At 44.9% G+C, this 20292-nt stretch carries 19 protein-coding genes; 7 read left to right on the top strand and 12 right to left on the bottom strand.

All coding sequences use genetic code 11. From position 1 onward, the window contains the following. Positions 1 to 156: 156 nt before the first annotated feature. Positions 157 to 411: a DUF1289 domain-containing protein gene (locus ACVA6Q_RS12365; RefSeq protein WP_446647706.1), complete on the top strand. Its 255-nt coding sequence runs from the start codon at positions 157 to 159 to the stop codon at positions 409 to 411. Between the two features lie 39 nt (positions 412 to 450). Here the strand turns inward: ACVA6Q_RS12365 and ACVA6Q_RS12360 are convergent, their stop codons facing one another. The 6 genes from ACVA6Q_RS12360 to ACVA6Q_RS12335 all read right to left on the bottom strand — a co-directional run bounded on the left by ACVA6Q_RS12360 (position 451) and on the right by ACVA6Q_RS12335 (position 8312). Further along, a complete protein-coding gene (locus ACVA6Q_RS12360; RefSeq protein WP_353498680.1) occupies positions 451 to 1167 on the bottom strand; it encodes a 3'-5' exonuclease in 717 nt (238 codons plus the stop codon). Positions 1168 to 1175: 8 nt separating this feature from the next. Continuing rightward, positions 1176 to 3065 carry a putative nucleotidyltransferase substrate binding domain-containing protein gene (locus ACVA6Q_RS12355; RefSeq protein WP_353498480.1) on the bottom strand — a complete coding sequence of 630 codons (1890 nt, stop codon included), beginning with the start codon at positions 3063 to 3065 and terminating at the stop codon, positions 1176 to 1178. A 99-nt stretch (positions 3066 to 3164) separates the two neighbouring features. Next, entirely contained in the window at positions 3165 to 4355 is a 1191-nt protein-coding gene (locus ACVA6Q_RS12350; protein ID WP_446647705.1) for an amino acid aminotransferase, read from the bottom strand. Between the two features lie 297 nt (positions 4356 to 4652). Further along, entirely contained in the window at positions 4653 to 4961 is a 309-nt protein-coding gene (locus tag ACVA6Q_RS12345) for a hypothetical protein (protein WP_353498482.1), read from the bottom strand. A 205-nt stretch (positions 4962 to 5166) separates the two neighbouring features. After that, positions 5167 to 6567, bottom strand: coding sequence for an asparagine--tRNA ligase (gene asnS, locus ACVA6Q_RS12340; RefSeq protein ID WP_446647704.1), 1401 nt, complete (start codon positions 6565 to 6567; stop codon positions 5167 to 5169). Positions 6568 to 6692: 125 nt separating this feature from the next. Beyond that, positions 6693 to 8312 (bottom strand): methyl-accepting chemotaxis protein, encoded by a 1620-nt coding sequence (locus tag ACVA6Q_RS12335; RefSeq protein WP_446647703.1) that lies wholly within the window; start codon positions 8310 to 8312, stop codon positions 6693 to 6695. A gap of 289 nt (positions 8313 to 8601) precedes the next feature. Between ACVA6Q_RS12335 and ACVA6Q_RS12330 the strand changes: the two genes are divergently transcribed. Continuing rightward, a complete protein-coding gene (locus ACVA6Q_RS12330; RefSeq protein WP_446647702.1) occupies positions 8602 to 9189 on the top strand; it encodes a hypothetical protein in 588 nt (195 codons plus the stop codon). After that, complete coding sequence (locus ACVA6Q_RS12325) at positions 9186 to 10397, top strand: mannosyltransferase family protein (protein WP_446647701.1); 1212 nt, start codon at positions 9186 to 9188, stop codon at positions 10395 to 10397. Before ACVA6Q_RS12330 ends, ACVA6Q_RS12325 begins: the two co-directional genes overlap by 4 nt. 63 nt (positions 10398 to 10460) lie before the next feature. On the opposite strand, the gene ACVA6Q_RS12320 is transcribed toward ACVA6Q_RS12325, so the two are convergent. The 4 genes from ACVA6Q_RS12320 to ACVA6Q_RS12305 form a co-directional block, all read right to left on the bottom strand. Continuing rightward, positions 10461 to 11822, bottom strand: a complete 1362-nt coding sequence (locus ACVA6Q_RS12320; RefSeq protein ID WP_418641532.1) for an L-serine ammonia-lyase — start codon at positions 11820 to 11822, stop codon at positions 10461 to 10463. A gap of 104 nt (positions 11823 to 11926) precedes the next feature. Next, positions 11927 to 13177, bottom strand: coding sequence for an aromatic amino acid transport family protein (locus ACVA6Q_RS12315; protein ID WP_429759034.1), 1251 nt, complete (start codon positions 13175 to 13177; stop codon positions 11927 to 11929). Between the two features lie 225 nt (positions 13178 to 13402). Further along, positions 13403 to 13996, bottom strand: coding sequence for a CoA pyrophosphatase (locus ACVA6Q_RS12310; protein WP_353498489.1), 594 nt, complete (start codon positions 13994 to 13996; stop codon positions 13403 to 13405). A 15-nt stretch (positions 13997 to 14011) separates the two neighbouring features. Next, positions 14012 to 14347, bottom strand: coding sequence for an Hpt domain-containing protein (locus ACVA6Q_RS12305; RefSeq protein ID WP_353498490.1), 336 nt, complete (start codon positions 14345 to 14347; stop codon positions 14012 to 14014). Positions 14348 to 14668: 321 nt separating this feature from the next. On the opposite strand from ACVA6Q_RS12305, the gene ACVA6Q_RS12300 reads away from it, so the two are divergent. After that, entirely contained in the window at positions 14669 to 15541 is an 873-nt protein-coding gene (locus ACVA6Q_RS12300) for a sigma-70 family RNA polymerase sigma factor (protein WP_418641530.1), read from the top strand. A gap of 33 nt (positions 15542 to 15574) precedes the next feature. Here the strand turns inward: ACVA6Q_RS12300 and ACVA6Q_RS12295 are convergent, their stop codons facing one another. Further along, the gene (locus tag ACVA6Q_RS12295; protein ID WP_418641529.1) at positions 15575 to 15994 is read right to left on the bottom strand and encodes a hypothetical protein; all 420 of its coding nucleotides are present in this window, start codon (positions 15992 to 15994) and stop codon (positions 15575 to 15577) included. Between the two features lie 119 nt (positions 15995 to 16113). Then, positions 16114 to 16461 carry a hypothetical protein gene (locus ACVA6Q_RS12290; protein ID WP_418641528.1) on the bottom strand — a complete coding sequence of 116 codons (348 nt, stop codon included), beginning with the start codon at positions 16459 to 16461 and terminating at the stop codon, positions 16114 to 16116. Between the two features lie 164 nt (positions 16462 to 16625). Between ACVA6Q_RS12290 and ACVA6Q_RS12285 the strand changes: the two genes are divergently transcribed. The 3 genes from ACVA6Q_RS12285 (at position 16626) to ACVA6Q_RS12275 (ending at position 20289) form a co-directional block, all read left to right on the top strand. Beyond that, on the top strand, positions 16626 to 18587 hold the full coding sequence (locus ACVA6Q_RS12285; protein ID WP_446647700.1) for an EAL domain-containing protein: 1962 nt from the start codon (positions 16626 to 16628) through the stop codon (positions 18585 to 18587). Between the two features lie 32 nt (positions 18588 to 18619). Further along, positions 18620 to 19585 (top strand): hypothetical protein, encoded by a 966-nt coding sequence (locus tag ACVA6Q_RS12280; protein ID WP_446647699.1) that lies wholly within the window; start codon positions 18620 to 18622, stop codon positions 19583 to 19585. Positions 19586 to 19749: 164 nt separating this feature from the next. Then, positions 19750 to 20289 (top strand): heme NO-binding domain-containing protein, encoded by a 540-nt coding sequence (locus tag ACVA6Q_RS12275; protein ID WP_446647698.1) that lies wholly within the window; start codon positions 19750 to 19752, stop codon positions 20287 to 20289. Positions 20290 to 20292 lie beyond the last annotated feature (3 nt).

Raw genomic sequence — 20292 nt, 5'->3', positions numbered from 1 at the left:
GTATGGCTACTGACCGATAGTTCAGACTATTCTTACTTTCTGAATTTTAAGCTTTGTAAGGTGGGTGCTAGAGTAATTGAAGGGCGAAAACAGAGGTATAGCTAGGCAGAGTAATATTTGCCAGCCAGATTAATGATTGGATAGCAAGGAAAGTGAATGGAACAGCTTGAGTTTTTTACCGTGCCGAGTCCTTGTGTTCGAGTTTGTACGGTGGATGAAAAGGGCTATTGCCAAGGATGTATGCGCAAGCGGGAAGAACGTTTTAATTGGCTTTCTTATACGTCGGCACAGCAGCTGCATATTATCAAACTTTGTCGGCAGCGATATCGTCGTAAATTAGCACAGGGTAAAGTCCCTGTGCCAAATAAAGTTCTCGAGGAGGAAACAAGCCCGCAGCAGGACTTGTTTTAACTAACACCTAAACCCAAGAATTAAGGCAAGACCGAGGTGTCAAAGCCAATAGTCACCAAGTACTTTGGTTTCATTGTCCTGATAGGCCATTTGCGCCTGAAGCAACTCTGCTGTTGCAACAGCATCCATCAGAGCGTGGTGAGGTGGGTAGTCTGGCAACCCATAGCGGCGACGTGTTTGACCTAAACGCACCGAATCCGCACGCTTACCTTTGAGCTTATTGACTATGCCCGCCGTTAATTTCTCTTGATAGTCCGACTCTACCTGCATGGTGTCGACAACTGGGAACTCAATACCTTCACCGAGCATTTTCTTCAATGCACAGTTTAAAAAACCGCGTTCAATGGGGCGGTAATGCACTACGATGATTTTTCCAGCTAAAGCGTTGAGCACGTCGGCCAATATCTCATTCAATGTAGGCGCATCAATCAAGTCATTGTGGGTGATGCCGTGAATGACCACAGACTCTTCTTCGAGTTTAGCTTTTGGTCTTACTGTCCAATGAGCGGCTTGACGGAGTTTAACTCGAGAGAGTGTAAATGGGACTAAACCAATCGACAGAATCCCATCTTTTTCTGGGTTAAGTCCTGTCGTCTCGAAATCCAAGGCAACAAAAGGCACTTCATTCAAAGGGGTTTCTGGTGACGGTAAGCCTGCAGCATAAAAGGCTTTGAGCCTGTCATCTTTGGCACGCTCACTAAGTTGTTCGAACTTACTGTTCCATTGCACTGCCGGAGCTTTAAGGAGCTTCTTTATCATATGACCTACTTAAAGTTGTTACTGGCTTGATAGCGGAACTTCAGGAAGTTCTGACCGTTGCTCAAGATTTGGAACGCATCTTTGAGATTGCGTCTTTCAAAGTCGGACAGGTTCTCCGGCTCGACGTTGTTGTCTGGCTCGATACCTTGCTCGACGTCGAGCGCTTGGTGTGAGATACGCACCATTGAGATAAATTCGAGGGCATCTTTAAGATCACGTGCACGACCCTTGGGTAAAATCCCTGCCTCGTGGATGTCATCTAGACGCTCAAACGAGTTAGTTGAGCGTGAGCCGACCGCGAGGGCGTGCACACGGATAAGGTCAACCAAAGGTGCCGTACCACGTCGTTTAAGGTTGATAGAGTTGTTATGACGGCCATCCTTTTCCATCACAAAGTCTTTAAAGAAGCCTAGAGGCGGCTTGCGGTTAAGCGCATTGCGTGCCAAACAGGCAAGGAAGCGGTTGTTGCGTCTCGCGCGTCTGACAATGAAGCTGTTGAGTTGCTCAGCCCATTTTAGCTTGCCGTATACGCCATCTAGATCGAAGAAGATAGAGGCATTGAGTAGCGCTTTCGGGTTGGGGTCATCAATCCAATCAGCAAAACAGGCTTCCCATTCTTTGCGGGTCATTCGCCACTCGGGATTGGTTGCCATGATATCGCCGGTGCAGTAGGTGTAACCGCAGTCCGCTAAACCATCGCAGATAAATTTGGAGAAGGCTTCAAAGTACTTACCGTGCTTGGCTTTATCATAACTGTCATCAAGAATAATGGCATTGTCTTGATCTGTGACTATGAGCTGCTCATCACGTCCCATAGAACCCAGTGCTAAGAAGCAATATGGGATCGGTGCTTGGCCTAATTCTTCTTCTGCGAGCTCAATGATACGCTGTTTAAAGCTTCGTCCGATCACCGACATTGCAGTGCCTACCATGTGGGCGTTAGCATCTTCATTCACCAAGCGCACGAAACTGTCGCGAACCTGTTCAGACAGTGCTTTGAGTTCTTCAATGGACTGTTGCTGGAAGATACTGCTTACTAGAAGCAGCGAGTTCTGCGACTCGTAACGAACGATATCGGTGGTTTCGATGATCCCCAGCGGTTTTTTGTTTTTAAGTACAGGTAGATGATGGACGTTGTAACGAAGCATGGTGAGCATGGCTTCGTATACGTACGCGTTGTGATCAAGTGAAATTACGTCAGTAGACATGACAGAGGAGACTTCATCTTGTGGATCTAGGTTTTCCGCAAGAACGCGTGTGCACAAGTCTCTGTCGGTAATAATACCGACGACGGGAGAGGAGTCATCTTCATCACTTTCGACGATTTCAGGGTCGATAATAAGCAGTGATGACACTTGTTCATCCGCCATAACGCGCGCGGCATTTTGGATACTACTGCTACGTTCAATAGTCGGTGCATCTCGGGTCAAAAGGGTTCGAACTTTTGATGTTGTAAGGTCGTTAGTGTTCTCATTGTTCGAGACGGTTTGGCGCAATCGAACCGTATCTTCTACTTCTACAAAGTCAGCGAAGGAGTCAAAGCCATCATATAGCTCCTGAAACACTTCAGCGGGAATACAGTACACCAACGTATCTTCGACGGCTTTGGCGGGGAAACGTACCTTGTTGTTGGTAAGAAGACCCATTTGACCGAACAGATCGCCTTCATCAATTCGGTTGTATAGCTCACCTTTACGGCGGTAGATTTCGACGACGCCGCTGCGCACCATAAACAGATCTTGGATATCGTCACCAAAATGAATGATTGGGGTGTCTTCACGATAGTAGCCAATCTCGATTTGCTGTGAGATGTGTATCAGCGTTTCTTCAGGGAGTTCATCGAAAGGGGGATGAGAGGCCAGAAAGTTCTGGATTTCAATCAGTTCAGCGTCCATGACGAGCCTTATCAAATGGAGTATCTGTTAATACTACACGCTGAAACCAAAAAGGTCAGCTTACGCTGACCTTTGAGTTAATATTTTGATATTAGGACATTAAAGTACCGCAGCGATACCTTTACATAGTGGTCCCATATTTGATTTGGTCATGCCAGCAACACTGATACGGCCAGAGCCAACGATGTAGATAGCAAACTCTTCTTTCAGACGGTTCACTTGCTCTTTGCTTAGGCCAGAAAAAGAGAACATGCCGTTTTGGCGCTCGATAAAGCTAAAGTCTGCGTCAACGCCTTCTGCTTTTAGTGTCTCAACGAACAGCTCACGCATATCTTGGATGCGGTCACGCATTTCTGCTACTTCTTGCTCCCACTCTGCGCGCAGTGCAGCATCGTTAAGGATGTAAGTAACAACCGCAGAGCCGTGTGCTGGTGGGTTAGAGTAGATAGAGCGAATGATGCTCTTAACTTGAGAGAACGCTGTTGTTGCGATCTCTTCTGATGCTGCGACGAGTGTGAAGGCACCTACACGCTCGTTGTAGAGACCGAAGTTCTTTGAGAATGAGCTCGCCACTAGGATTTCTGTATTGTACTTAGCAAATGTACGTAGGCCTTGTGCATCTTCTTCTACGCCTTTTGCAAAGCCTTGGTAAGCGAAGTCAAATAGAGGGATAAGACCTTTGTCTGAGACAAGTTTCGCTAGTTGCTCCCACTCGTCACTTGTTGGATCGATACCTGTTGGGTTGTGACAGCAGCCGTGTAGTAGGACGATGTCGCCTGCAGATGCCTGCTCTAGGTCCGCAACCATGCCAGCGAAATCTTTGTCTTTGCTTTCTGCATCGTAGTAACGGTATTGCGCGGTTTCGATACCTGCTGCGCTGAATACGCCGTTGTGGTTCGCCCACGTTGGGTTACTGATCCAGATTTTTGCATCGCCAAGTTGGCGCTTGATGAATTCACCAGCAACTCGCAGTGCACCCGTACCACCCGGAGCTTGAGCCGTTTTTGCGCGTTTTTCAGTTACGATTTCAGCATCTGTACCGAACAGAAGTTTTTGTACCGCTAGACCGTATTCAGCTGTACCTTCAATCGTTAGGTAAGATTTGGTTTTCTCCGTTTCTAAAAGTGCTGCTTCCGCTTTCTTTACGGTCGCTAGAACAGGGGTTTCACCTTGCTCATTCTTGTAGATACCAACACCTAGATTGATCTTTTCAGCGCGAGCGTCTTTTTTAAACTCTTCTGTTAGACCGAGGATAGGATCAGCGGGTGCTGCAACAACTTTTTCAAACATATTCTTCATCCATGTTAATTGAAGGGGGCGAAAAACCATTGGTAACGAAACGGTTACTTGGTGACAACAGCCTATTTATACCTTTCAAGGCTATACCTGACAACCACATTAAAGAAGAAAACAGAAAATTATTTTGATTTGAAACAGAAAAGGGAACAAATTGGGTGTTTGTGTATGAAAAGGTATGGGTTTATCGCTAACATACGGGGAGAAAGGTGTCACTAACGTGCTTTGCGCTGATGAATGTGAATGGCAGTATCTGCCAATCTTATAGCTAGACACGTTAGTGATAGCGGGTTAGTCGTCGTGGCCTTTCAATTGGTGCTCCGACTCAACGGCTTGAGTTTCGATATCGGGGTTTTTATCGAACTTACTTTTCGCCCAATCATTAAGATGCTTCAGTATTGCGCTTGCAGCATGCTCTTTCGTCGCCTCTTCACTACTGCCAACATCTAGGTCTTGTTTAGGGTGTAAGCCGGTTTCATCTTCTGCGACATGTAGCCAATCTGGGTGCCAATAGTAAGGCTGGCCGCTTGTGGACTCCCATTTATGTACGCCGTTGCTTTCACCGGAGTATTGGATATCGTTCTGTGTAAACTTGCCCATCAAAACACCTCGTGTTGTTGTTTTTCTTTAATCTAAATGTAGTGTGATTTTGATGGTTTACCAATGTAAAAAGTGCTTCGAAAACGAAAACTAAACACGCATTAATAGTGACTTTAAAACGGTATATCGAGTAATAAAAAAGACCACCTGTTGAGGTGGCCTTTGAAATAGCTAATTTGTGCGACTAACTGTTCTACGAAACAGCTTAGAAGTTCGCGCTACGTGGTGTACGTGGGAACGGGATAACGTCACGAACGTTGCCCATGCCTGTTACGTAAGACACTAGACGCTCAAAGCCAAGACCGAAGCCAGCGTGAGGTACTGTGCCGTAACGACGTAGATCGCGATACCAGTTCATGTGCTCTGGGTCGATATTCATTGCACGCATACGGTCATCTAGAACGTCTAGACGTTCTTCACGCTGTGCACCACCGATGATTTCACCGATACCTGGTGCGAGAACGTCCATCGCTGCAACCGTTTTACCGTCGTCGTTCAAGCGCATGTAGAATGCCTTGATGTCTTTCGGGTAGTTCTTAACGATGACTGGCGCTTTGAAGTGCTCTTCCGCTAGGAAACGCTCGTGCTCAGAAGACATGTCGATACCCCATTCAACTGGGAATTCGAACTCACGACCAGAATCTAGAAGGATTTGGATTGCGTCTGTGTAGTCAACCTGAGCAAAGTCAGCATCTACGAACTGCTCTAGGCGAGTGATTGCTTGTTTGTCGATGCGCTGAGCAAAGAACTCAAGATCATCACGACGCTCTGCTAGTACCGCTTTAAACACGTACTTAAGCATGTCTTCAGCAAGCTTAGCCACGTCTTCTAGGTCTGCGAATGCAACTTCAGGCTCAACCATCCAGAACTCCGCTAGGTGGCGGCTGGTGTTTGAGTTTTCTGCACGGAACGTAGGACCAAACGTGTAAACCTTGCTTAGTGCACACGCGTAAGCTTCGGCGTTCAACTGGCCAGATACGGTTAGGAACGTCTCTTTACCGAAGAAGTCTTCGTTAAAGTCTACGTCGCCTTTTTCAGTGCGAGGTAGGTTCTCAAGGTCTAAAGTAGACACACGGAACATCTCACCAGCACCTTCAGCGTCAGACGCTGTGATAAGTGGCGCAGAAGTCCAGAAGAAACCTTGCTCATGGTAGAAACGGTGAATCGCTTGAGATAGACAGTTACGAACACGCGCAACCGCACCAATCACGTTAGTACGTGGACGAAGGTGTGCTACTTCACGTAGGTACTCGATTGAGTGACGAGTCTTAGCCATTGGGTAAGTGTCTGCATCTTCAACCCAACCAACTACTTTAACGTCAGTCGCTGCAAGCTCAAAGTCTTGACCTTTCGCTGGAGATTCTACGATTTTGCCCGTTACTTCCACTGAACAACCAGTAGTCAGTTTTAGGACTTCTTCTTCGTAATTATTAAGATTATTTGGGACCACGGCCTGAATCGGGTCGAAACAAGAGCCGTCGTAGATGGCAAGGAAAGAGATTCCAGCTTTGGAATCACGACGCGAACGGATCCAGCCGCGAACAGTTACTTCACTGTCTACCGCTAGCTTACCGCTTAGTACGTCAGTTACAGGCGCGTAAGTCATGTTATTAATCATCTCCATGGAGGTAACAATACAACCCAATGATTATTGACCAATAATTAGTCAACTCATTGGGTTGCTACTAAATTTCTTTTCAAAGGGACATATTACCTGTCAATTTTCACGGTTCAACCTTTATTGTGGTTATTAAGCATAAATTGATTAAGTAATGTCTCCAACTGATGAGAAAGCTGTTGTAAGTCCATGCTGATTTGATGCGTTTGGGTCGCGCTGCTGGATGTTTCGTTTGCATGCTCCGTGATTGTGGCGGTTTTTTCACCGACACTTTCACTGGTTTGGCGGTTGGCTTGGATCTGATCCTGCACTTGACTAGCAAGCTCTGTCGTTGATTCAATTTGCGACACTACGGTCTGCATTTTGCTAGCGAGGGCTTGCACTTCATCAGCGCGCTGGTGGGCAGTGTCGGACACTTGATTGACTGCGTTAACGGAGAAACTACTGCCTTGTTGGAACTTGTCAATAATGGTTTCAATATCGTTGGTCGCTTCTGTAGTCCGACTGGCAAGGGAGCGAACTTCATCGGCGACAACAGCAAAGCCTCGGCCTTGCTCACCCGCACGTGCTGCTTCAATGGCAGCGTTGAGAGCCAGCAGATTCGTTTGGTCAGCAATGCCTTTAATGGTGGATAGGATCGCAGAGACTTGTTCCGTCTGCTCATTGAGCTCAGAGATGTGCGTTGAGACTTCTGTTATATCTTGAACTAAGGACTCAATATCATCACTGGCGTTTTTCGCTTCCACGCTACTTAGACGAGTGAGCTCACAGGTTTCCTGCATTAATTGTGAGGCGCGCTGTGTTGCTTCGCTGACCGTTGCCTGTTGCTCTTTTAGCATCTGCATGTTGGCTTCAACCGCAGCGGTTTCATCAAGCTGACGCTTGGCCGTCGATTCATTGTTTTGCGCGATGTCAGTAAGTTTGTCGGCATTGCCACTGACGGTTTGAGCGGTCGACTGCACTTTGACTAGGCTATGTGAAACAGTATCTAGGAAGTCATTGATATCATTAGTAAGGTCGCCAACTTCGTCGTTTTGCTTGCCTTCTAATCGGATGGAGAGATCTTTGCTTCCACTCACTCGCGTCATAAATTTCGATGTAGTTTGCACCGGACCCACGATAAAGCGTCTCGCAATGAAAATGGTCGCGAGGTAGCCGATAAACGCTATGGCAGCCATAATGGCGACGGCAATCGCGGTGCGCTGGTTGATCATGCTATTTACATGACTGAGATTATACTCAATTCGAATTGCGCCCAGCACTTCACCTTCTTGAGACATGTGGCAAGCAATACAGTTGGTGCCGCGGTAGTTCTCGCTGGCTTTCATTGGCAATGCAACGACGAGGCCTTGCCCCCATTCTGCCTTAAATGGCTCCAACACGGTTTCTCCAAGTAGGGCACGTTTATCGATATCATCAAGCGCAATTTGATTGTCTAAACCTGGGCCGTAGAGTTTGCTCACAGCATCACCACGAAGCACTCGGACATTCTCGATATTCTCTTGAGCCAGAGCTTTACCTCGTAACGTTTCTTTTTGTGCCATGGTGCCGGTAAGCATCATCATATTCAAACTATCAAAATAGTTACTGGCTTTATCCTCTAGCTGCTCACTGAGTACCGAATAGATAAGGTTACGTTGCTGGTTGTATTGATAAGTGGTTGAAATGACAACGACGGTGCCAAAAACCAAGATAAGTGCGAGTAGAAGCTTATTTGTTATAGTAAGTCGCATAATTATATTGTTAACTGTATGGGCTGACGGGGTGAATATTAAGTTAATAAATACTTAATAGAAAAGTGGATTTGTGGCAAAACCTCGAAAAGCTCATGGTTTTTAGTGCAAACTGCTTCAAAATTGAGAAATCACCCTTCATACGTGGTCGTACCATCACACTTATCAATTGATGCCGATTGACTATCACGAGGTCATCGAAACTTCATCAGTTCTTGACTCAAATCTGACAGGGTAGTGTGTTGTAAGGCGTAAAAATGAGGTTTGATGTTATTGAACGTTATCCAGCATGTCTTCACAACCCACTGAATTATCAGTAAACAATAGCTTCGCTAAGGTGAAAGCACAGGTACTTCGACCATTCGTATTCGCGTTGTTTATCACGCTTTCTTTGTATTACGTGTGGGTCTTGTATCTTGCCGCCCACCCGAATGTGTCAACGGCTTACCAGACCTATTACATCGACAAGAAAACTCGCTATTGGGGTCAAGAGAATATAGACCTCATTTGGCCTGAAATGGGGACTATCAATGTCGCAGAACCATCGCCATTTTTGAGCCGCCAAGGTTGGGAATCCTTACCGCAGAGAGAAGGTAGGGAGTTAGTGCACGATGCGAGCCTCTACTTTAACTTTCAAAAAACGCCACATAGCCCTGTTCGAATTAAAATCTCGCTTAATCAATCGATTACTGAGCCTGTTTATATTTCAGCAAACCAAGGCAGAAAGGTCATGTTGATGCCGTTAGAACTCAATTCACTAGAAACGACGTTACCCGCAAGTGTTTTTTTGCGCGCTCAGCCAATTCAACAACTGCGATTTGAAACTGACGCCAGTTTGAATGTCCGGCAGGTGACGATTACGGAGGCGGTGCAATGAGTATGACCAAACTAACCATGACAAATCCACAAAACGTTGCCGATTCTACTTTATTGCAAGAACAAACACGGTACGTTGATAAGCATTTACCAAGCTTGACGATTTCTAAGCAGCAGTGGATAACCCTAGTGGTTGCAGTTCTGTTCAGTCGTACGGTTTTCTATGCGCTAGGACTGATTGGAACGCATGCGTATAACCCAGAAACGGTTGTTAATATCGATATATGGCAACAGGTATGCCGTTTTGATTGTATGTGGTTTCAACGTATTGCCGATGATGGCTATGCATTGTTCCCGACTTATATGAAAGGTGGCAATGCGGCCAATTGGGCGTTTATGCCGGTATCACCTTTGTTGGGCAAGCTGATGGCACTGTTAGTCAGAGACACCAATCTCGCGCTCGTTTTGGTTTCCAACCTGACATTTGTACTCAGTGTGGCTGTATTCCTGAAAGCGCTAAAGCAGTTAAGATTCAGTGAGGAGATGCAAGACATCGCCATTTGGCTACTGTGCTTTTCTCCCTATGCGGTTTATGCCATGTCTGGCTACTCCGAGCCGCTTTATATCGCTCTCATCAGTGGCGTCTTCATTGCCTGCTATCGACAAAATTGGTGGGCAGTAGGCATGCTTGGGTTGGTCGCTGCGATCACTCGAAACTTGGGTGTCATGTTGGTGTTTTCAGTATTGATAGTGGGCTTTCAGGCTTATGGAGCGAGCAGTTTCTATCGGTTAAAGAACAATGCGCTCTCGGTAATTGCTGCAATTTGGTTGATTCCTTTGGGCTTCTTTAGCTATATGGCTTACTTGCATTTTCATATGGGGGATGCCCTGGCCTTTGGGCATATCCAGATTGCTTGGGGTAGGGAGTTCAGTAATCCAATTGAGTGGTTGGTTTATGGTGTGAAAACCGGAGGAGCAAAGCTCTATTTGGTGCTGGTATCGCTCATAGGATTCGCACTTAATGCTTACCTTTTCGTGAAAAAACGTTATGCAGAAGCGACGTTTATGCTCATCAATCTATTGATCCCGTTGTCATCGGGTGTGAATGCAATGCCGCGTTATATTTTTGGCTTGTATCCAACCTACTTGGCAATCATGCTCCTGCTTGAACGCTATCCAAAAGCGCGAATGCCAACCTTATTGACAGGTGCGGCTATCTCGACTTTTTTTGCCATTGGTTTTTATTCCAACGTATTCTTTACCGTGTAGATGCAAAAATGCCGAAGCTATTTGGGCTTCGGCATTTATATTATTGAGCGGTTTGTAGACCTATTAACAAACCACTTTAATCGCTAGACCGCCTTGCGACGTTTCACGATATTTCGCGTTCATGTCTTTGCCCGTCTCTAGCATGGTTTCAATCACTTTATCGAGTGAAACACGTGGAGCAGATGCGCGGCGAAGAGCCATACGTGTCGAGTTAATCGCTTTTACAGCAGCGATACCATTACGCTCGATGCACGGTACTTGTACTTGGCCTGCAACTGGGTCACAAGTCAAACCTAGGTTATGTTCCATAGCGATTTCAGCAGCCATACAAACTTGCTCTGGGCTGCCACCCATGAGCTCAGCAAGACCTGCTGCGGCCATTGAACATGCTACGCCGACTTCACCTTGGCAGCCTACTTCCGCACCAGAGATAGATGCGTTTTGCTTGTACAAACCACCGATAGCACCAGACGCAGCAAAGAAGCGGATATAATCTTTCTCTGTGACGGTTTGAATGAACTTGTCATAGTAAGCCAGAACCGCTGGAATGATACCGCACGCACCGTTCGTTGGTGCTGTAACGACTCGGCCGCCAGCTGCGTTCTCTTCATTGACCGCAAACGCAAACATGTTAACCCAGTCAACGACTGACATTGGATCCGTTGTGGTTTTTTCTGATGTGATCAATTGCTGACGAAGCGCTGCAGCACGGCGTGGTACGCGCAGAGGACCAGGCAGAATACCTTCGGTATTCATACCACGTTCCATACACTCACGCATGGTGCGCCAGATGTTCGCAAAGTAAGTGCGTGTCTCTTCATCAGAATGAACCGCGTGCTCATTTGCCATCACGAGTGTGCTAATAGAAAGACCGTTGTCTTTACATAGGTTAACAAGCTCTTCAGCAGAGTTGAACTCATAAGGCGCTTTGAGAGCAGAGACCTCTTCTTTGCCAAAGTTTTCCTCGTCAACGATGAAACCACCGCCAATTGAGTAATACGTTTTCGAGTAAGCGAGCTCTTCATCGATCCACGCGTGGATCTGCATACCGTTTTCATGCAGCGCTAGGTTGGTTGAATGAAAGTTCATTCCGCCTTCACGAGGGAAGGAAACCGTATGGCAATGCATACCAACCGGAAGACGTTCTGTCTCTTCTACGCGTGCAATAAATCCTGGGATAGAGTCGATGTCGACTTTTTCTGGCGAGTTACCCGCCAAACCCATGATGATAGCGATATCTGTGTGGTGACCTTTCCCTGTCAGTGATAGTGATCCATAAACATCTACAGTGATCTTGGTGATGTCTCTTAGTTTGCCCATGGTGCGTAGATCATCGATGAACTCTTTACCGGCTTTCATCGGACCCACGGTGTGTGAGCTTGAAGGACCAACACCAATTTTGTAGATATCAAAAACACTGATCATACTGATTTGCCTCTAGAAAAGCCCCTATACGAAATAGGGGCTCAAATTATCGTTATTGTGTATCGAGATACGGTTTAATCGAGATGTTCAATTGACAGCGTCAATTAAAAAGCGCCGTAGATTACCGAAGTAATCGCCGCAACACCACAAATTGCTGTAAAGATTTGTACAGGCGCTGAAGTTTGGAGCTTCGCCATCGCTGGCACTTTCTTCATTGCGTATACAGGCATCAGGAATAGGATAGCTGCGATCATCGGTGCGCCCATGGTTTCAATCATGCCAAGGATGCTTGGGTTGATGATAGCGACGACCCAAGTTGTAACTACGATGAACACTAGAGACGCTTTCTCAATTTTACCGATTGGCGCTTTAGAGCGAGACTTACCAAGACCCACTAGACCTTCGTGAGCACCAAGGAAGTGACCAAAGTAGCTTGAGGTAATCGCTGCGAAAGCAACAACAGGGCCAAGGATAGAGATAAATGGCGACTCGTGAACGTTAGCAAGGTAAGACAATACAGAGATGTTTTGCTCTTGTGCAATCGATAGTTGCTCTGGAGACAGAGATAGCACTACAGAGAATACGAAGAACATAACAAAGCCCATCAACATCATCGCAGCACCGCCAGTGATCATGTCTGTTTTCTTCACAGCGTCGTCACCGTATACGCGACGTTGCTCTTTAGAGAACTGAGAAATGATTGGGCTGTGGTTGAATGAGAATACGATGATAGGGATAGCTAGCCAGATAACTGAAGGCATTGAACCCCAATCAGGGCTCACGCTCATCATTGATGTATTCCAGTCTGGAATTAGGTAAACAGACAGAGCTAGAAGGATGAATACCAATGGGTAAACCATTGCAGACGTCGCTTTTAGCATTAGTTCTTTGCCGAATACAACACCACATGTCATTGCAGCGATAAGACAGCCAGATAGCAACCAGCGTGGGATAGACTCCATGCCCATTTGGTTTACTAAGAACGAATCTACTGTGTTTGTGATACCAACACCGTAGATTAGAACAATCGGGTAAATGGCGAAGAAGTAAGCGAAAGTAATAAGGTTTGCACCCGTTTTACCAAAATGCTCTTCAACGGTGTCAGTGATATCTGCGTCTGGGTTTTTAGCAGAAAGTACGAAACGCGCTAAGCTCTTGTGCGCAAACCATGTCATTGGTGCTGCGATTAGGGCTAGGATTACTAATGGCCAGAAGCCGCCAGCACCCGCTTTAATAGGAAGGAAAAGTACGCCAGCACCAACGGCTGTACCGAAAAGAGAAAGTGCCCACGTGAAATCTTTGTAGGTCCACTTAGACGCAGCGCGACTCGCTGCCGCAGTAGTTGTGGTAGTCATAGTTAATACTCATTTTTTGGGAACAGGAAATAAGTCGGCCGCAATATTGCACGTAAATTGCAGCCAAAAACTAGATCTAGGTCATGGTTTGTGTTGGCTTATTCATTGGGGCTATATTTTGCAGGTTTAGTCACGTTTTTTTCGTGCTACTGATTAGGTGGACTGATGGGTGGCATTAGTAAAACTAATGCCATTTTAGGCAAACGATTGGCTTTTTACTTTTATTTAACTTGGTAAAAGTTGAGTCTGTAGGTTTTCGATGATCTGTGCTGTTACGCCCCAAATAAAGTGTTCTTTATAAGGAATAGACAAAACACGGTGGTTCTGTCCGCGAATTTGAAAACCTACAGCCGAAAGATTGGTCGGGGAAGCGAGAAACTCCAGTGGTACCTCGAATAAGTAGTCGACTTCGTTAGTGTCAATTTTAGGTCGATATTTAGGCTCAATAAACGCGAGTACCGGTGTCACGTTGAACGCCGTGACGGTTACGAGCTTGGGAAGGTAGCCAATCACGGAAATATGATTGCTACTGATACCTATCTCTTCTTCTGTCTCTCGAAGTGCTGTAATGATAGGGCTTTGATCACTTGGCTCTACCTTACCACCAGGAAAGCTAATCTGGCCTGGGTGGTGTTTTAAATGACTGGCTCGTTTGGTAAGGATGACGTGAAGCTTGGCTTCACGTTCGACTAGCCCTATCAACACACTGGCTTCACGCAGAGAACCTTTGTCTATATTTGCGGTACGTAGTTTAGTCTCTTTATGGTAGTCCTCGGTTTGTTGCAGTTGAAAGCGCGATAAAAACTCAGATTTCGTCATACTACTATTCGCCAACTACACCATTGATGCTAAATATTCGTTGATTTGGTTTTTGATAACTTCCAATTCTTGAATCACGAATTGAATATCCGCCAATTGCGGTGTATCGCCACCGCGAGTCGCAGTTTCTATCGCTTCTAACTTGTCGACGGCTTTGGTTTCGCCAAAGCTTGCGAGAATACCTTTTAAAGAGTGGGCAGTGATAAACAGTTCGCTCCAATTTTGCTCGTTATAAAGCGATTGTATTTTGTCTGCACCGTTTTCATGTTCTTCCATGAATGCCATAAATACGGCTGCGATGATGTCCTCGTCATTGTCCATGTAGCTGCGAAGTACGTCGAAATCTATCATCCTGCTGTCCTTTTATGCTGTTTATCGTTTTTCCTGACTGAGTTTGTTTCATTTCAGTCACAAACTCAGTTACTTAACAACAATAGTATAGTTTATTAGAAATGAAAAACTGCCAATCATGAAGATCTAAACTTGATCTTTGTAATCGCTGCTCACCTAAGACTTTGGTACTAATTCGATCATTAATTGACTAAACAGTATGAAGTAAATTTTGATGCATAGCATAAAGGGGACTACTCTTGATCATGCGACGCACCTCAAAATATTGAAACTAATAATTATCTATAGAGTTGGCGAGGCTGCAGAGATATGGAGATTATCATGACTACTAGGATCGAAAACGCAAAAACTGACGGCTTAGACAGCAATGTAGATTTCTACTCCAAGTATATTCAAGATGTCGTAGGTATTGATTTGCTGACACCGGAACAAGAATACCATTATGCTACGCTAGCCAGGCGCGGGGATAAGGCAGCGAGGGATGTACTCATTGAATCCAATCTTCGTCTTGTGGTCAAGATTGCGAGGGGTTATACAAAACGTGGCTTAAATAATCACACCATCCTCGATTTAATCGAAGAAGGAAATTTAGGCTTGATCAAAGCTATCGATAAGTTTGAACCTGAAAAAGGATTCCGCTTCAGTACGTACGCCGTATGGTGGATACGCGAAAGCATTGAGTCTTCTTTGATGAATACAGGTAGAACGGTACGCTTGCCAGTTCATGTGATCAAGGAAATCAATCGACTGTCACGTCAAACTAATGAGATGCGCTCAGCTCTGAAAAGAGCGCCGTCTGTCAAAGAGATTGCTGAGCAAACTTCGAATTCACAGCAACACGTGAGTGAACTTATTCACATGAGTGGATTTATCGAGTCTAGTGCTTCAGTAGATATCACAGACAAGGAGTTCCAGAGTCTAGATACGTGTCGTTCCGATGCTATTCCCGAGCCTTACGATACTTGCCACGATGAAAAGCTTCTGAAAAGTTTAGAAAGAGTGGTTTTATCACTACCGGACAAGTATAGAGATATTGTGATTCATCGATTTGGACTGTTTGGTAAAGAAGTATTGACGTTAGACTGCCTAGGTGAAATGTATGGGCTTTCTAAAGAGAGAGTACGTCAACTGCAGCAAGAAGGTGTGACCAAGCTTCAGGGCAAGCTCAAATTTGATGGCTGGGTAATGAGGTGAGTAATGTTTGTCGCTACTTGCTAGTAGGTAACACTAGTGATGCAGCCTTGGCTTCGATTGTGACGCTTCGGCAACTGACAGTACCTCTGTTAGCCGTTGTTTGACTGAACAGTCCTGCAAACCCGATAAAAAGCGAGTAAGGGCAGCGAAATATACACGGTGACGACAAATTTCAGCCAGCGTCTGTTCAAGGCGTTGAAGTCTGGTTGTTTTTTGTTGTTGTGATTGTGATTCCCAGTCGCCTTCAATATTCGCTAAAGAGTGAGCACAGCAATATTGCTCAAAGAGAGTATCTTCCCCAATTATCGGGCGATAGCCACTGACATACCAGGCTTCGACCATTTCTCTGATCTCAATTTCTTCCTGTGGTATCTCATTCTCATTCAGAGCCTGGCCAATTGGCACCGCCTGAGTATAGCTGTGATCGAGCTTGTCTTTGACGTATTTGTACATAATAAAACTTATAAAAAGTACACGTTAGCAAAATATCATAGGTACCGTAAAAGCGCTATTGATAGTTTGAGTATTAGTGCTAATGATAAAAATTCTTAAATCCCTAATAAAAATAGTGTTTATGGGTAACTTACTTTATACAGTAAATAGTGAACGTAGCGAAACTCTAGCGATTCTGATTGCCATTGTGACGTAATACGTTTTACTGCGCTTTGGTATGCACGACATCGTATCAGCAGTGTGAGTGTTTTGGTTAAACGCTTAAATTCGTCTACTCGTTGCCAAAAGTTGATTTGCTCCAGTTGACCTTCGATAAATGGAACAAAGCCTGCTTGATACCAACAATCAAGAACTTCACGAATTTCAAACTCTTCTTCGGGTACATCACCGCGCTGTAGCGCTTTATCGACAGGTGGTGGGGTATGATACACATCGTCATATAAGTCATCGACATACACGTAATCCATCGAGCCCCTCCGCTACGCAACAACATGACAATAACCTAGAACGCATTGCACTGCATTCAAGTAAATATCAACTTGAATTTGAGTTTGTTTCTTCTAGCTTGTTTTGGTGCAAGAGGGAAACTCATAAGCACCTCGGTTGGCTAATAATTCAAAGAGAGATCGACATGCTAGCGAAGCAGGCTGAAGCGAAGAAGCTGTTCTGGTCAGAGCATCTTCATGACATAACTACTGAAGTGTCAAAAGGCGAGTTTTGGCAGAGGGTTATGAACTTTGATACCCGTCATTCTCATGTCAATCCACCTTCGATTGACAGTATTAACCACATACTCACTTTGATTCGCGACGTCCAATTTGACGGTGCACCAGCCGCCGTACCTATTCCACTCGAGACGACCGGCGGTGAGTTGATTGTAGTGAAATTTGAGATCTACTTGGTCATTGATAATTTGGTGAAAGGCAATGTTGAAGTGTTATCACACACGCTTTCTAAGATTGCTTGTACTGAGCTTTTGGAGCATGTACTGGATGATCCTGCCAGAGGAGTCATGATCACCGACGATAAACACCGAGTGCTGTTTACCAACGAGAAGTTATGTCGAGACCATGGTACATCCTCGCTTGCGTTACTTGGACGTAGTATTAGTGACGGAGGGCTGTTCCATAGTGACAAGCGACATATTGAAGCATTTCAAAAACGTATTGAGCGTGAAGTGAGATGGCGCGGAGCGATGATTACTAATGCGAAAGAATCGCGTTCTATGTTGGAGATGGTTCATATAAAGCGAGTTGAGGTAGCGCAAGAACACTGCTTTTATATATACAGCTTTCTAGGTGAACATCGGAACCCAATAAAAAATAACGCGCCAGATGTAGCCAATGCTCCTAACTTGGAGGAGATGGACGAAGTTGCATTTAGAAATAGTGCCAAGCAGCTTTCATCTCAAGGAGGCAAGTTCATTGTAGTGAGTTTACATCCTCGCTTTTACAGTGAGCTTGAGGTGGAGTCACGTCAAAAAGTTTATACCGCACTTCAGTCGTTTCATGATGCCGATAGCTTTGGTTATATTGGTAGGAATACATTTGTTGTCTTGCTTCGAATACGTGAAGACGATGTTGAAGACGTCACTACGATCAATATGTGTATTAAGCAGTTTTTCACGGGTTTGAGTAAGTATCTAGATGACCATTTGATCAATGATATCTCTGATGGGCAAATTGGGGTGGCTTTACATGGTTTCAATCAATGTGCGATGGATGAAGTGATTTCTCAGTCGGTTCAAGCCATGTTTGTTCATGACTCTCAATCAAGTAGCGTGAACTTTTACGATGAAGTGCTGGTGCAAGCGAGTATTCGTCGTAGAAAGTTGGAAAATTTACTCATTGAAGCGGTGCAAAACAAGCAAATTGATGTTCACTTTCAGCCGATTGTGGACACCAAAACCAACCGGATTGTGAAGTTAGAAGCCTTGTGTCGCTTCCAAATCGAAGAAGTGGACTATTGTGTTCAGGAGATGATACATCTTGCTGAAGAGTTAAAGATGATCAATGCCATTGATATGATTGTTGCTGAGAAGGCGATTAAAGCGTTTGTTCAACTCGATAATGCAGTGGAGCAAAAGCTAACACTGTCGCTAAATTGCTCGATTGCTGATACTGAGTCCCACCATCTTTACGAGTTGTTTACCTATATTAATGAGTCACCAGTGACAAATGAAGATGTCACTATTGAGATTACAGAAACATCCTATTTCGAAAAAAACATTAACAACTCCAACCTATTGGAACACATTCGTGACTCAGGGGTAAAAATTGCGGTTGATGATTTTGGTACAGGTAACTCGTCGTTCTCCTACTTCAGTGACTTTCATTTTGATGAGCTAAAAATCGACCGTAAATTCATCACGAATATCCATCAGATAAAACAGAAGTTTTTTGCAGTTAATATGCTAAGACAGCTGTCCCATGACTTAAACATCAAAGTGGTTGCAGAGGGCGTTGAGAACGCAGAGGAATTGGAAACACTCAAGCTAATAGATGTGGATTTTATTCAAGGTTATTTCTTCTACAGGCCAATGACTGCCGAGCAAATTCAAGAGCACCTTGCTGGCAGTGAGTGTGTCGAATAACTCTATATTTTCCTGAGTATTAGGTGATTATTATGGAACGTGGAGAACAGCACGGAAGACTTATGTTACAACTCGCTTGTGACACTCTAGTGTTCACGCGAGAGTATCTACAAAGCTGCTCCAAAGAGTTAGAGTCCATTGAGCCAGAGCATGTAATATGTGAAAACCCGAACGGGGTGTTCAAAGATTTTGGGAATGGTTTTTACGCGTATCGTAAACAGTCGAAAGATGAGCAAACGCTAGTATTGAAATGCACCGTAGGCGGAGCTGCTTTTCGGATTTATTGCCCCATTGATTCAGATGAAGTGATGAGTGTCCCTGATCATCTAGATTTGCCTTGCTTAGACATGAGTGCTTTGTCTTTGCGCAGACACGCTCCGTCTCTTTCTGGTTATACGATGCTCAGTGACGGAACCGTCATGATTTCTATAGAAAGCTTGTGCCGAAACGCATCTAGAAAATTAACGGATAAAGTGAAGGTCTCTTTCTTAGGTGTCAACGACATAGATGAGGGCTATACCTCTAATATCACACCACAGTATTTGTTGGTATACCCCAATCAGACACTATTGGCTCCTAAATCAGAGTTGTGTCACTTAACCCTTTTATTCAAGAATTTTGGTTCTGAAGAGATCACCAAGGTTATGATCTGTTTGGACTTCTCTCGTTTCTCTAGTTTGTTTACCTCTAGACTATCCTTGTCTCACGATACTAAGTGTTTTGAGCAAAAAGTGCTGGCTCAGGTAACCCCTTCATTATCAAGTCCCATTGCTTTTGTTGAGTCCGTTTTCTGTCTGGACGATCAGCAGTTCCTAGTCCCACAAGCTGATGGTTCGTTTGTTGATAAAGAGGAGAAAGCGGTATCAGTCAACCCAAGGCGCTTTGTGTACTCGATTTGTGATGGTGTAGAGCATGTTGCGACAGGGATTGCGGTCGCAAACCTACCAAGACAGTTACAGGTGAAACCCAAAAGACGTCAAACTAACGTTGAGTATTAAAGGCAGTACTCTATTCGCTCCTGTGTAGCGATGCCGAAAAAGTTCTTGTCGCCTTATTATCTGATATTTAACAATATATGGAAAACAACCAAGAATTGTCCTAATACTTTAATGAGTCACGATAAACACACAACCAGTGCGTTCCATTAACAAGGAGAAGATGAATGAAAGGAATTATTTTTACTGAATTCATGGAGTTGGTTGAAGAGAAGTTTGGTCTGGATGTATTGGATGAGGTGTTGGAGATGTCTGGTGATGAGGGCATTTATACTGCGGTTGGCAGTTATGACCATCGAGACTTAGTCAAGCTTATCGTCAACTTGAGTAAGAAAACCAACATTGACCCTGAGACACTTCAGCAGGTGTTTGGGCAAACGGTGTTTAAAACCTTGCTTGCCTCTATTCCAGAAAGTGCCAGCATTGGCACCAGTAGCTCGACTTTTCAGTTTATCCGACATGTGGAAGACTATATCCATGTAGAGGTAAAGAAGCTTTACTCTGATGCGGAGCCCCCCAAGTTCTACTTCATCAGTGAGTCTGAGACTGACATGGTGATGGACTATCAAAGCGCGCGCTGCATGTCTCATGTTTGTTTGGGGCTCATTGAAGGTTGCGCTGAACATTTTGGTGAGAAAATCAATGTTGAGATGACGCCTCAGTCCGACGATAACAGCACTGTCAGATTCAGTCTCACTCTGGTGTAAAGA

The sequence above is a fragment of the Vibrio sp. DNB22_10_4 genome (assembly GCF_052879755.1).
This window is presented reverse-complemented; position numbering and strand designations above follow the sequence as displayed.

Coding starts and splice junctions, on each gene's coding strand:
- ACVA6Q_RS12330 (WP_446647702.1), top strand. CDS start 8,602: ATGTCTTCACAACCCACTGAATTATCAGTAAACAATAGCTTCGCTAAG.
- ACVA6Q_RS12295 (WP_418641529.1), bottom strand. CDS start 15,994: ATGTACAAATACGTCAAAGACAAGCTCGATCACAGCTATACTCAGGCG.
- ACVA6Q_RS12355 (WP_353498480.1), bottom strand. CDS start 3,065: ATGGACGCTGAACTGATTGAAATCCAGAACTTTCTGGCCTCTCATCCC.
- ACVA6Q_RS12305 (WP_353498490.1), bottom strand. CDS start 14,347: ATGATAGATTTCGACGTACTTCGCAGCTACATGGACAATGACGAGGAC.
- ACVA6Q_RS12300 (WP_418641530.1), top strand. CDS start 14,669: ATGACTACTAGGATCGAAAACGCAAAAACTGACGGCTTAGACAGCAAT.
- ACVA6Q_RS12365 (WP_446647706.1), top strand. CDS start 157: ATGGAACAGCTTGAGTTTTTTACCGTGCCGAGTCCTTGTGTTCGAGTT.
- ACVA6Q_RS12290 (WP_418641528.1), bottom strand. CDS start 16,461: ATGGATTACGTGTATGTCGATGACTTATATGACGATGTGTATCATACC.
- ACVA6Q_RS12350 (WP_446647705.1), bottom strand. CDS start 4,355: ATGTTTGAAAAAGTTGTTGCAGCACCCGCTGATCCTATCCTCGGTCTA.
- ACVA6Q_RS12335 (WP_446647703.1), bottom strand. CDS start 8,312: ATGCGACTTACTATAACAAATAAGCTTCTACTCGCACTTATCTTGGTT.
- ACVA6Q_RS12315 (WP_429759034.1), bottom strand. CDS start 13,177: ATGACTACCACAACTACTGCGGCAGCGAGTCGCGCTGCGTCTAAGTGG.
- asnS (WP_446647704.1), bottom strand. CDS start 6,567: ATGACTTACGCGCCTGTAACTGACGTACTAAGCGGTAAGCTAGCGGTA.
- ACVA6Q_RS12320 (WP_418641532.1), bottom strand. CDS start 11,822: ATGATCAGTGTTTTTGATATCTACAAAATTGGTGTTGGTCCTTCAAGC.
- ACVA6Q_RS12345 (WP_353498482.1), bottom strand. CDS start 4,961: ATGGGCAAGTTTACACAGAACGATATCCAATACTCCGGTGAAAGCAAC.
- ACVA6Q_RS12280 (WP_446647699.1), top strand. CDS start 18,620: ATGGAACGTGGAGAACAGCACGGAAGACTTATGTTACAACTCGCTTGT.
- ACVA6Q_RS12310 (WP_353498489.1), bottom strand. CDS start 13,996: ATGACGAAATCTGAGTTTTTATCGCGCTTTCAACTGCAACAAACCGAG.
- ACVA6Q_RS12325 (WP_446647701.1), top strand. CDS start 9,186: ATGAGTATGACCAAACTAACCATGACAAATCCACAAAACGTTGCCGAT.
- ACVA6Q_RS12275 (WP_446647698.1), top strand. CDS start 19,750: ATGAAAGGAATTATTTTTACTGAATTCATGGAGTTGGTTGAAGAGAAG.
- ACVA6Q_RS12285 (WP_446647700.1), top strand. CDS start 16,626: ATGCTAGCGAAGCAGGCTGAAGCGAAGAAGCTGTTCTGGTCAGAGCAT.